Source organism: Epilithonimonas bovis DSM 19482 (genome assembly GCF_900108115.1).
In the GTDB taxonomy this organism is placed as follows: Bacteria; Bacteroidota; Bacteroidia; order Flavobacteriales; family Weeksellaceae; genus Epilithonimonas; species Epilithonimonas bovis.
Map to the genome: position 1 here is coordinate 50134 of NZ_FTPU01000010.1, position 11581 is coordinate 61714.

Annotated in this window: 11 protein-coding genes; 3 read left to right on the top strand and 8 right to left on the bottom strand. The window is 41.2% G+C overall.

Annotated elements, in window-relative coordinates; translation table 11 throughout:
* Window positions 1–13: 13 nt before the first annotated feature.
* Window positions 14–733 (bottom strand): pyridoxine 5'-phosphate synthase, encoded by a 720-nt coding sequence (locus tag B0B05_RS05925; RefSeq protein WP_076782671.1) that lies wholly within the window; start codon window positions 731–733, stop codon window positions 14–16.
* Window positions 734–868: 135 nt separating this feature from the next.
* Window positions 869–2125, bottom strand: a complete 1257-nt coding sequence (locus tag B0B05_RS05930; protein WP_076782673.1) for a mechanosensitive ion channel family protein — start codon at window positions 2123–2125, stop codon at window positions 869–871.
* Between the two features lie 62 nt (window positions 2126–2187).
* Here B0B05_RS05930 and B0B05_RS05935 point away from each other — a divergent pair, with 62 nt between their 5' ends.
* Window positions 2188–2676 (top strand): DUF456 domain-containing protein, encoded by a 489-nt coding sequence (locus B0B05_RS05935; RefSeq protein ID WP_076782674.1) that lies wholly within the window; start codon window positions 2188–2190, stop codon window positions 2674–2676.
* Window positions 2677–2773: 97 nt separating this feature from the next.
* Window positions 2774–3178, top strand: coding sequence for a hypothetical protein (locus B0B05_RS05940; protein ID WP_076782676.1), 405 nt, complete (start codon window positions 2774–2776; stop codon window positions 3176–3178).
* Between the two features lie 21 nt (window positions 3179–3199).
* On the opposite strand, the gene B0B05_RS05945 is transcribed toward B0B05_RS05940, so the two are convergent.
* Window positions 3200–3844, bottom strand: coding sequence for a uracil-DNA glycosylase (locus B0B05_RS05945; protein WP_076782678.1), 645 nt, complete (start codon window positions 3842–3844; stop codon window positions 3200–3202).
* A gap of 338 nt (window positions 3845–4182) precedes the next feature.
* Here B0B05_RS05945 and B0B05_RS05950 point away from each other — a divergent pair, with 338 nt between their 5' ends.
* On the top strand, window positions 4183–5817 hold the full coding sequence (locus B0B05_RS05950) for a M1 family metallopeptidase (RefSeq protein WP_076782679.1): 1635 nt from the start codon (window positions 4183–4185) through the stop codon (window positions 5815–5817).
* 91 nt (window positions 5818–5908) lie between these two features.
* Here B0B05_RS05950 and B0B05_RS05955 read toward each other — a convergent pair whose 3' ends face one another.
* From B0B05_RS05955 to B0B05_RS05980, 5 genes are all read right to left on the bottom strand, one after another.
* Window positions 5909–6568 carry a T9SS type A sorting domain-containing protein gene (locus tag B0B05_RS05955; RefSeq protein WP_185116209.1) on the bottom strand — a complete coding sequence of 220 codons (660 nt, stop codon included), beginning with the start codon at window positions 6566–6568 and terminating at the stop codon, window positions 5909–5911.
* Between the two features lie 34 nt (window positions 6569–6602).
* Window positions 6603–7220, bottom strand: coding sequence for a phage tail protein (locus B0B05_RS05960; RefSeq protein ID WP_084173893.1), 618 nt, complete (start codon window positions 7218–7220; stop codon window positions 6603–6605).
* A 253-nt stretch (window positions 7221–7473) separates the two neighbouring features.
* On the bottom strand, window positions 7474–9003 hold the full coding sequence (guaA, locus tag B0B05_RS05965) for a glutamine-hydrolyzing GMP synthase (RefSeq protein ID WP_076782683.1): 1530 nt from the start codon (window positions 9001–9003) through the stop codon (window positions 7474–7476).
* A gap of 304 nt (window positions 9004–9307) precedes the next feature.
* On the bottom strand, window positions 9308–10546 hold the full coding sequence (gene purD / locus B0B05_RS05975; RefSeq protein WP_076782686.1) for a phosphoribosylamine--glycine ligase: 1239 nt from the start codon (window positions 10544–10546) through the stop codon (window positions 9308–9310).
* A 161-nt stretch (window positions 10547–10707) separates the two neighbouring features.
* On the bottom strand, window positions 10708–11424 hold the full coding sequence (locus tag B0B05_RS05980) for a pirin family protein (RefSeq protein ID WP_076782689.1): 717 nt from the start codon (window positions 11422–11424) through the stop codon (window positions 10708–10710).
* Between the last annotated feature and the right edge of the window lie 157 nt (window positions 11425–11581).

An 11581-nucleotide genomic window follows, 5' to 3' on the forward strand; every position in this document is an offset into this window, starting at 1 on the left:
TTTATTTTTTAAATTACCATTTTGCCAGGCGTTTCAGATAAGCCTGGATGGTATTTTCCAGTCCCATGTATAGGGCTTCCGAGATCAGGGCGTGGCCGATGGATACCTCCAGCAGGTTGGGGATATTGTCGGCAAAGTATTGGAGGTTATCAAGGCTGAGATCGTGCCCCGCATTGATCCCCAGGCCATACTCCCCGGCGGCTACTGCGGTCTCAAAATAAGCTTTGACGGCCTGCTCTTTATCTTTGGGATAATGCCTGGCATAAGCCTCTGTATACAGTTCTATCCTGTCGGTTCCGGTTGCCGCTGCAGACTGCACCATCGCGGGATTGGGGTCAAGAAAAATGGAAGTCCTGATGCCCGCCTCTTTAAACTCCGCAATCACCCCTTTTAGAAAATCAAAATGCTTTTCGCAGTCCCACCCGGCATTAGACGTAATGGCATCATCAGCGTCGGGAACCAGAGTTACCTGGTCTGGCTTTACATCCAAAACCATATCAATAAATGGCCTGTGAGGATTGCCTTCTATATTAAACTCGGTGGTTACAAGTGGTTTGAGGTCATAGACATCCTTCCTGGTGATATGCCGCTCATCCGGCCTTGGGTGGATAGTGATACCCTGGGCGCCAAACCGCTGGGCATCTACTGCTATCTGGGTTACACTGGGCACATCGCCGCCTCTGGCATTGCGCAGGGTTGCAATCTTGTTGATATTGACACTTAATTTTGTCATAGTTATAATGGATAAATGATAATTAACGGTTAATAAATAACAGGTGTACAGAGGATGAATGGATGGATGACAGGACTTATACTGACTGTTTTGCCCTGGTTCTTTTATCTCATGGCTTATCTACTGCTCCTGATGCTAAGCCTTCTGTACCACCTCCAGCTCAAACTTCTTGGCGGCAGCCAGCAGATGGTCAAAGATATCAGACTGGATGGCCTCGTACTTGGTAGTATCAGCTTCGGTGGCGAAACAGTAGATCTCCAGCGGCAGGCCTTCGGGCGAGCTTTGCAGCTGCCTGACGAGGATCAGTTCTTTTTGATCGATCTTGCCACTGCTTTTAAGATAATTCTGCACATACTTCCGGAAAACGCCTATGTTGGTCAGCTGGTTACCGTTGATGATCTCGTCGGGATTATCCATGGCAGCGCGTTCTTTCTTGATTTCGGCTTCCTTGTTGTTGATATAAGTCTGTATAAGGTTTATTTTTTTTAGCCTGGCCATGAGCTCGTCATCTACAAAATTGAGCGATTTCATATTAAACACAATCGACTTCTTGATCCGCCTGGTGTTCTCGTCTGAAATAACCTGGTAATTACGGATCTCGGTGCTTAGCAGATCATAAGTAGGGATGGTGGATATGGTTTTGTCAAAATTTTTGATCTTGGTTGTCAGCAGGCCAATATCCTCGATATACCCCTCTATACTGTATTTGGGGATTGCAATCCAGTCGCCTACTTTCATGTTACGGGACGTGGCCACATTCAGCCCGGTCACAAATCCCAGGATCGTATCGCGGAAGACCAGTACCATAATAGCCGTAATGGCTCCCAGGCTACCAATGATGGTGGTACTGTTAATCCCGAAAATCACGCAGATCCCAATGACCGAGAAGATGAAAATCCCTACGATTTTTACGGTTTCTGATACGGTTCTGATGGCAAAGTTCCTGTAATAATCTTTTTTGATAAGGCTGTAGTAGCCAAAAGCCCTTAGTGAGCGGAATGCCAGGCCGGCAATAACCAGTACCATGGCAAAATTGATCATCCTCTCGGAGAAAAGCGTTGTTTTTTTGAGGTAGCCCAAAAAGATGGAAGTCTGTACCGAGCCGGCAATCAGCAGTGCAAAAAGATGGGCAAACGAGTTGGTAATCTTGGCATGCTGTATCGACTTCATCACAGGGTACCGCTCTTCGTTACGGAAAAGCCTAAAGATGGAATTAATGCAGATCTTAAAGATAAAATCGAAGATCAAATAGGTGAAAAGAATCAGAAGAATCTTTGTAGCCACCTGGAAGAACAAGCTTAACCCGTCGGGAAAGTGCGCTCCTATGTAATAAAACAGACCTTCTGTAATATCCTGAATAAAATCTTTGGTATCTTTTAACTGGTCATTCATCCTGACAAAATTATGAAATGAATTTTTTATATCTTTAAAAAATAATTGTTTATTCCAAATATATGGATTCTGTTATTATTGATATTGTGGCTTTGGCGCTTCTGGTAATTGGCCTGCTGGGGACCTTTCTCCCGGTTTTGCCCGGCCTTTTGCTGAGCATATGCGGTGTACTGATCTTCAAATTTGGTACCGATAACCAGATGCCGATGCTCTATGTATGGATCTTTGCGGCATTAACGGTGATCTCCACAGTTATCAATTACATTATACCTGCCAGAACCAATAAAAAGTATGGCGGCACGCGCTATGGCAGCATAGGCTCGTTTGTAGGGACGCTTGCCGGGCTTTTTTTTATCCCTGTCCCTTTTGGTTTTTTGATCGGCATGCTCCTGGGTGTTTTTATCGGGGAACTGCTGCATGACATCAACGACAGGAAAAAAGCCTTTAACTCGATGAAAGGGGCTTTTATTGGTTTTGTTTATGGTACGGGATTTAATTTTATGGTAGGTTTGGCAATGCTTTTGGTGGTTGCCTATTATATTTTCTTCTAAAACGAATACGATGAAATGGCCATCATTTGAAACCCCAAACACCAATGAAAATTACGTTAACCCCTTATAACCTTTGGAAAAAAATAAATAACGGACTATGAAAATCAGGATATTATTATTTGCCTGCCTGTTTCTACTCATCAGTTGCAGGACACAGACCACAGCACCAGTCGCCAACAATAATACGGTAACGATTGAGATTAATAAAAAGGTAACAATACCCAACGCCAATATCACCCTGGAGTTTGCCAATATCCTGGAAGACAGCCGGTGCCCGGCCAATGTCAACTGTGTCTGGCAAGGCATTGCGATACTGGATATCCACGCCACTTCCAAACAGGCGCCTGCCAATTTTGAGCTCGCCACAAGGGATTTTGAACCCAAAAAGGCCAGCCAGTCTTTTAGCTATGCAGGCTATCGGTTTACCCTGCAAAGCCTTACCGCCCAGCCCGGCAGTAAAGATAAAACACCCATTGCCACTATTGGCTACACTAAGGAATAATCCGGTTTCCCGGCCTGAAGTTTATCCCCAGACTATTTCCCTCTTGCCTTTGCTTCTCAGGTAATCGTTGATTTTAGAAAATGGTTTGCTGTCAAAAAACCCTCTGTAAACAGAGAACGGCGACGGATGGGCAGACTGTATGATATGATGTTTTTGCTGATCTATCAGCGCTGCTTTCTTCTGTGCAAAGGCTCCCCAAAGCACAAAAACCACATTGGTTTTCTTATCAGATATTTGCTGAATAATATAATCTGTAAACTGTTCCCACCCCAGATCTTTGTGGGAATTGGGCTGATGGGCCTGCACCGTCAAAGTGGCATTAAGAAGCAGGACCCCCTGTTTTGCCCAATCCTGCAAATCTTTGTTTTTGCGATCGATACCGGTATCCGATTTTAGTTCTGTAAAAATGTTTTTGAGTGAAGGCGGTGCCGTCACACTCTCTGAAACCGAAAAACAAAGTCCATTAGCCTGGCCATCATTATGATAAGGGTCCTGGCCAATGATAACCACCTCGATATCATCAAATTCGGTTAATTCCAAAGCCCTGAAAATTTCGTTTTTTGGCGGAAAACATGGCGCAGTATTGTACTCATATTTCACTTTAGCCCAAAGATTCTTAAAATAATCACTTTCTTTTATTGGTTGCAGTACTTCTGTCCAGGTCATCTTTTATTTTTTACAAAATTAGAGGATTACAATTATAATGCAAAAGAAACAGGTTGCACTTTATTATTAATAAGCAGATGAAAAAAAACAGCATAAGGATAAAAGACATGCCATCCACCTGTTTTATCTTAAAGGTGAATCAGGTTATGTTCTGCCACTTAACAATAAAATCTATTCATAATAGTATCTTTCAAAATACCAGAGCAGAAAGAATCCTGCTTTTTTTAAAAGAGATTTGTGCAATTTATTATCTTTGCAGGGCAATTGTGTCGTGAAGAGGCATTTGTCAAATTTCAATTATTAGTTTAATTTTAACCAATAATCTGCAACAATTAAAAATGAAAAAACTATTACTTCTTTCTGTCTTAATATCAGGGTTGTCTGCTGCGCAGTTCTTTGACACACCAGAAACATTTACCAAAACCGATTCTCTGAAAGGGTCTAATACCAGATACAGGAATTTTTGGGACGTCAAAAAATATGATATTGTTGTAGAGCCGGATTTCTCTGCCAAAAGCATCAAAGGGCATAATAAAATAAGTATCGTCATTGAGAAGGATATTAAAAACCCAACCTTCCAGATTGACCTGCAGCAGCCTATGAAGGCGGATCAAATCAAAGCAAGTTTTCCTGTCGCGGATCAGAAGCCGGATGGTGATTTTATATTCATTACTGCCAAGAAAACTTTTAAAAAGGGTGAAAAGCATTTTATAGATATTACTTTTTCCGGACAGCCGGTTATTGCAAAAAATGCACCTTGGGACGGTGGCTGGGTTTTTACCAAAGATAAAAACGGCAACCCCTGGATGACTGCTGCCGACGAAGGGATTGGGGCAAGCATCTGGCTGCCAACCAAAGATATCTGGAGTGATGAGCCGGATCATGGCATTAGTTTCAAAATCATTACCCCAAAAGATCTGGTAGGTGTCGCTAACGGAAGGTTGATAAAAGAAGAAAATATAGGAGATAAAAAATCCTGGCTATGGGAAGTGAAGAATCCAATCAATGCGTATTCGATAATCCCGTCCATCGGGAAGTATGTTAATTTTAAAGAAACCTTCAATGGCGAAAAAGGCAAGCTGGACCTGGACTATTGGGTTTTGGATTATAACCTGGACAAAGCGAAAAAGCAGTTTGAACAGGTAAAACCAATGCTCAAATCTTTTGAATACTGGTTTGGGCCCTACCCGTTCTATGAAGATTCTTATAAACTGGTAGAGTCGCCACACCTCGGGATGGAGCATCAGAGCAATGTTGCTTACGGCAACCGTTACATGAATGGCTACCTGGGCAACGACCTTTCGGAAACCGGAGTTGGGCTAAAGTGGGATTACATCATTATTCACGAGTCCGGGCATGAATGGTTTGCCAATAATATTACTGCTAAGGACCAGGCCGATATGTGGATCCATGAGTCATTTACAGACTACTCTGAGACGTTGTACATAGAAAGTTTGTGGGGAAAAGACGACGCCAACCGGTATGTACAGGGCTTAAGGAATAAAATCCAAAATGATAAGCCTATTATTGGTCAATACGGCGTAAGGAACGAAGGCAGCGGCGATATGTACTACAAAGGTGCCAATATGATCCATACCATCCGGCAGATCATTAATAATGATGAGAAATTCCGCCAAATCCTGAGAGGCCTTAACAAGGATTTTTACCATAAGACCGTTACAACCGCTCAGGTAGAGGATTACATCATCAAAAAATCCGGGAGAGACCTGTCAACAGTTTTTAAACAATATTTGAGAACTACAAAGATACCTACGCTGGAATATAAACAAAACGGTAATCAGTTGTCCTATAGATGGACCAACGCCATCAACGGGCTCAAGCTTCCCATTCGCCTATCCGACGGGCAGGAACTGAAACCAACAGACCAATGGCAAACTGCAACGCTGAAATCGGATAAACCAGCAGAAGTAGACAAAAATTATTACATTTTTACCAAAAAGATAACTGAATAATCCTTACTAAGCTTTATCCGTTACAGCCTTTAAACAACAAAACTCCCGCGATTGCGGGAGTTTTGTTGTTTAAAGGAATTTGTTTTAGAATTTAATTCTTAATAAATTTAAACTCGTTGACAGTTCCGGATGTCGAAATCACCTGGTAGATATAAGTGCCGGCTCTCATATCGCTGAGATCTGTTTTCTCTGTAAACCCACCTGATTTTACAAGTTGACCAGCCATATTATAAATCCTGTAGGATTCTGCTTTTATGCCTGAAACCGTCAAAATATCTTTAACCGGATTAGGGAAAAACTGAATTTTATTGGCATGATTATCCAAAACAGCCAGTGTGCTGGTGTGTACATCGCCGGTCATCGTAGAATTAGCTGTGGTAAGATTGCCGCCACACGCGCCTGCAGTTACCGCTGTATTCTCTACCCATGTCCCAACATTCGCAGCGGGTGGATTGGTTGCTGTGGCATTTCCTCCGGAATTATAAAAAATAAGGTAAGGATTCACAAAATCACCATTTCCACTGTCTGCGATAAACTCCCAACGGTTTTCAGCAGAATTAAACTCTATCTTAAACTCACAAGTTCCCAAACCGCCACATGGCTGATCACCATCTACGGGAGAAGTAATATAAATGCCTTTGCCATTCGCATCAGAAGAAGCTTTGTTAAATACGAATAACTGATCTTCAAAAAGAGGCGTACACCCCTTGAAATCGATGGTCTGTGCAGAAACAGCTATTGCTGAAACCATACAAAATATTATAAAGTACTTTTTCTCCATAGCATTAATCTCTTGACGGATAGACTCCTTCTAACGCAATAATGCACTTAAGGGTAAGATACGGTTGCATATTAGGATGAGGTTGATTACCACCTGAGGGAGAAACTATTGGAGGGGTCATTGGTACAATAACTGCAGCGGGACTTCCCGGCGCAACCAACGAAGCATCGTAATATTCCTTATCTAAAACCTTGGTATTTGCAGGTATAGCATTAGTTGGCAAATTTGTATTACCTTCCGCAGTCGTCCCATTCATTACAGTTGTATGTGTATGGGCAGGCATTTGACCTGGTAGTAAGGTTACACTTTCTGTTCCTCCCTGTTCTCCCAAAACTCTTGAAGAAAGTCCAGCTCCTTGCCCATTGTGTACCAAGACCCTGCCTCTCATATCCGGCAGCGCAAACGTAGTTTGCCCATCTCCACCGTAAGTGGTTCCTAATAAAGAAAAAAGAGCTGTGTTCTGTGCAATAGACATCATCTGTCCATTACATTCTGCCCAGCCTTTTGGTGCGAAATTATATGGAACAAAAGCAATTTGTCCTAAAAAAGGTAGAAATTGCGCTGACATTTTTGTAGAGAAAAGACCACAAATTGTCATTAACACAAAAGATAATTTTTTCATTGGATTAAATTTTTAATTAGTATAATATTTAGACAACAAAATTAAATGTATACGATACAATTGCGTAAAAAAGAAGGGGGACAAATTGGGGACAAATGATTTTACAAATAAACTACACTGATAAATAACACTTTACCATTTTGAGTGTATTTAAAAATAACGACTATTTTTTATTGTGAATCCAAATAGCATTACATTAGAAAATAAAAAGCCCGGTCATTTTACAATTCCCGGACTTTCATTTTTCCTATTTTTATTCCCATTCTATGGTTGCAGGTGGTTTTGAACTAATATCGTATGCCACTCTGTTGATTCCTCTCACTTCGTTGATAATCCTGCTGGAAACGGTGTCCAGAAACTCATAAGGCAGTCGGCTCCAGGTTGCAGTCATAAAGTCGATCGTATTGGCAGAACGTACCACCGCAGTATATTCATAGGTTCTCTCATCACCCATTACACCGACAGATTTTACCGGCAATAGTACGACAAAAGCCTGAGAGACTTTCTCATAAAGACCATTTTTATACAACTCCTGGATGAAGATATCGTCCGCTTCCTGCAATATTCTCACTTTTTCTGCGTCTACGGCTCCTAAAATACGGATACCCAATCCCGGGCCCGGAAAAGGATGCCTGTACACCAAATGATGCGGAATACCTAGCTCCTCGCCCACTTTTCTTACTTCATCTTTGAACAATTCTCTTAGAGGTTCCAGTAATTCAAACTCCATTTCTTCAGGAAGTCCGCCTACGTTATGATGCGATTTGATAACAGCAGAAGGCCCGTTAACAGACTGCGATTCGATAACATCAGGATAGATTGTTCCCTGTGCCAGGAATTTTGCGCCTTCTATTTTGTGAGATTCTTCATCAAAAACATGTACAAACTCATTACCGATGATTTTACGTTTCTGTTCGGGATCATCTATACCAGCCAGTTTTGAAAGAAAGCGCTCCGAAGCGTCAATCAGTTTGATATTAAGATGAAAATGTTCGCCATAATTCTCCATGACTTTCTGCGCTTCATCTTTTCTCAAAAGCCCGGTATCTACAAAGATACAAGTCAGCTGATCACCAATAGCTTTATGAATCAATACAGCAGCAACAGAAGAATCTACACCGCCGGAAAGCCCAAGAATCACTTTTTGGCTACCCACTTTTTCTTTGATCTCGGCAACTGTTTTTTCTATATAATTGGTTAGTTTCCAGTTTTTATCGGCTTTACAAATCCCGAAAACGAAATTCTCCAGCATTTTCCCTCCTTCTTCGGAATGAGAAACTTCCGGATGAAACTGGACACCATAGATCTTCTTATCAGGATTAGAAATGGCTGCGATGACACCCGATTTGGCATTCAGTTCAAAACCTTGCGGCAATGCTGCAACCTCGTCAAAATGGCTCATCCAAATAATAGAGTTCTGGCTAACGCCTTTTAACAAATGGTTTTCTTTGATAATGTCCAGATGGGCTTTGCCATATTCGCCTTTTTCGCCTTTTGCCACTTTTCCGCCTAAAAGGTGGGCTGTCAACTGCATCCCATAGCAGATCCCAAGAACAGGAATCCCCTGTTCGTACAATTCTTTTTCTACGAGATGAGCATTTTCTGCGTTGACAGAGCTTGGCCCTCCGGAAAGTATAATTCCTTTTGGCTTTTTTGCCAATATATCCGATAGTGGTGTATTGAATGGCAATATCTCCGAATAGACCTCCATCTCACGGATTCTTCTCCCTATTAACTGATTGTATTGTGAACCGAAGTCTAAAATGATAATTCCGTTTTGCATATTTATAATTGATAGTTGATAGTTGATAGTTGATAGTTGATAGTTGATAGTTGATAGTTGATAGCGAAATTAATTCTTAATTCTTAATTCTTAATTCTTAATTCTTAATTCTTAATTCTTAATTCTTAATTCTTAATTCTTAATTTAATATATGAATTGCCAACTAGCCCCGATAGAAGCGGCATCCTTTTTTTGCGAGGCGGCGGAGCGTAGCGGAGCTGACCGAGTAAAAAAAGATATAGCGGATAGCGGGAAATAGCTCCAAAAATAAAAAAGACGCTGGTTGCCCAACATCTTTTTATATTTAGAATTTTGCAATATCATCGCGGTAAAAGGCGTAGTCAAAATCGACTGGCACAACATCTTCGTAAACTTTTTTCCGAGCCTCCTCGAAGGTATCGCCCAGAGCAACGAGGTTCAGGACGCGGCCACCCGAAGAAACAATTGTGTCTCCTCTGTAATCTGCACCGGCATACAGCAACATGCTGTTTTTCACCTTATCAGCGCCGGTAATCTCGAAGCCTGTTTCAAAGTTTTTGGGATAACCACCAGAGCAAACAACCAGGCATACTGCTTTTTTATTTTTGAATTTAAGTTCCAGTTCACGGCCATTGAGGCAGTCATCTATAAGATCCAAAAGATTGTTTTCTAAAAGCGGTAACAGTACCTGAGTCTCGGGATCACCTAATCTCATATTGTACTCCAGAAGATAAGTCCCGTTTTTGGTAACCATTAATCCAAAGAAAATAAAACCTTTAAAGTTGAGGGCTTCTTTTTTAAGTCCTTCTACTGTTGGATTCATAATATTCTGAACAAAATCCTTGTAGTTCTCGTCCGAAAACTCCGGGCTTGGCGCAGCAGAACCCATACCACCTGTGTTAGGGCCTTTGTCGCCGTTTCCGGCTTTTTTATAATCTTTTACAGGAATACACGGGAACAGCTTTTCACCGTTGGAGAAAGCAATGATTGAGGCCTCAAATCCATGAAGGAATTCTTCTATAACGACCTTGATCCCGGCATCTCCATAGATTCTTCTGATCATAAAATCGTGGATGGTGCTCTCAGCTTCTTCCAGGTTTTCGGCAATCACCACGCCTTTTCCACCGGCAAGCCCGCTGGCTTTGATAACCACAGGATAATTGTGGTGTTGCAGGTGATCTTTGGCTTCTGCATAAGAATCAAAAACAATAGCCTTAGCCGTTTTGATATTATTATCCAACATAAATTTTTTGGAAAAAGCCTTGCTGCCTTCCAAAGACGCTGCTTTTTTGGACGGGCCAAAAACTTTGAGATCTACTTTTTTGAACTCGTCTACAATACCGTCTACAAGCGTAGCTTCGGGACCAACAATGGTAAGATCAACTTTGTTTTTAAGCGCAAACTCTTTAAGTGCCACAATATCTGTCTCACTGATATTTTCTCCCAACTTCTGGGTAGTGGCATTTCCGGGAGCAAAAAACATCTTTGTAACTCTGCTGTCCTCGCTTAGTTTTATAGCCAAAGCCGATGCTCGGCCGCCATTTCCAACAATAAGTAATCTCATTTGTTAATATTTAAAGTTTTGTCCTTTGGCCAATATATGCTTCTATTTTGGCATCCGGTAATATTTATGTTTATTTTGAAGTTCCAAATTTAAGTTTTTTTGCGGACAAATCTAACACCCTTTTTATGGAAATTTCTTAAAAAAAATATAAAATTAATGCTTTAAGAAGGCAACTTCATAGGAACTTCCATTAATAAGATTTCAGAATTTTCTTCAGCTTCCAGTACAAAACTTTCTGTATCCCAAATACCTAAACCGTCTCTCTCATCCAGTATTTGGTTGGCTATTTTCGCTTTTCCTTTGATTACAAAAACGTATACGCCATTACCGGATTTATGCATTGCATATTCTTTAGAAAAACCTTTGTCAAACCTTGCCAGATTAAACCAAGCATCCTGATGAATCCACACGCCGGCATCATCCGGATTTGGGGACATAATCTGCTGAAAATCGTTCTGAACCGCATTTTCTTCGATATTGATTTGGTCGTATCTTGGCGTAACATCGGTTTTGTTAGGGATAATCCAGATTTGTAAGAATTTGACAGGTTTTTCATTCGCATTTTCCTCGCTGTGCATAATACCTGTTCCGGCAGACATCACCTGGATATCGCCTTCTTTGATCACTCCGGAATTACCCATATTATCGCCGTGTCTCAACTCGCCCTCTAACGGAATCGAAATAATCTCCATATCGCGGTGTGGATGTCTCCCGAACACCATTCCGCCTTCTACATAATCATCATTCAGGACTCGTAGAACTCCAAAATGCATTCTGTCTGGATTGTGGTAATTGGCAAAACTGAATGTGTGATGGCTTTTTAACCAACCGTGATTGGCGTAACCTCTGCTCTCTGATTTGTGATATACTGTTTTCATTTTAAATTGATTTAATTGTTAGACTTTTTGTTAATACAAATTTCCAGCTTTTAACATCTTTGCGCATTGATGTACGGTAAGAACGAAAAAACTCCGATGCTTGTCGGAGTTTTGTATTGTTAACGCAGAGCTTTTACTAACTGATCTGTCTGTTTTA

Bases quoted from the DNA above. Each gene is read 5' to 3' on its own strand.
- B0B05_RS05955 (WP_185116209.1), bottom strand. From the start codon at position 6,568: ATGGTTTCAGCAATAGCTGTTTCTGCACAGACCATCGATTTCAAGGGG.
- B0B05_RS05930 (WP_076782673.1), bottom strand. From the start codon at position 2,125: ATGAATGACCAGTTAAAAGATACCAAAGATTTTATTCAGGATATTACA.
- B0B05_RS05935 (WP_076782674.1), top strand. From the start codon at position 2,188: ATGGATTCTGTTATTATTGATATTGTGGCTTTGGCGCTTCTGGTAATT.
- purD (WP_076782686.1), bottom strand. From the start codon at position 10,546: ATGAGATTACTTATTGTTGGAAATGGCGGCCGAGCATCGGCTTTGGCT.
- B0B05_RS05945 (WP_076782678.1), bottom strand. From the start codon at position 3,844: ATGACCTGGACAGAAGTACTGCAACCAATAAAAGAAAGTGATTATTTT.
- guaA (WP_076782683.1), bottom strand. From the start codon at position 9,003: ATGCAAAACGGAATTATCATTTTAGACTTCGGTTCACAATACAATCAG.
- B0B05_RS05980 (WP_076782689.1), bottom strand. From the start codon at position 11,424: ATGAAAACAGTATATCACAAATCAGAGAGCAGAGGTTACGCCAATCAC.
- B0B05_RS05960 (WP_084173893.1), bottom strand. From the start codon at position 7,220: ATGAAAAAATTATCTTTTGTGTTAATGACAATTTGTGGTCTTTTCTCT.
- B0B05_RS05940 (WP_076782676.1), top strand. From the start codon at position 2,774: ATGAAAATCAGGATATTATTATTTGCCTGCCTGTTTCTACTCATCAGT.
- B0B05_RS05925 (WP_076782671.1), bottom strand. From the start codon at position 733: ATGACAAAATTAAGTGTCAATATCAACAAGATTGCAACCCTGCGCAAT.
- B0B05_RS05950 (WP_076782679.1), top strand. From the start codon at position 4,183: ATGAAAAAACTATTACTTCTTTCTGTCTTAATATCAGGGTTGTCTGCT.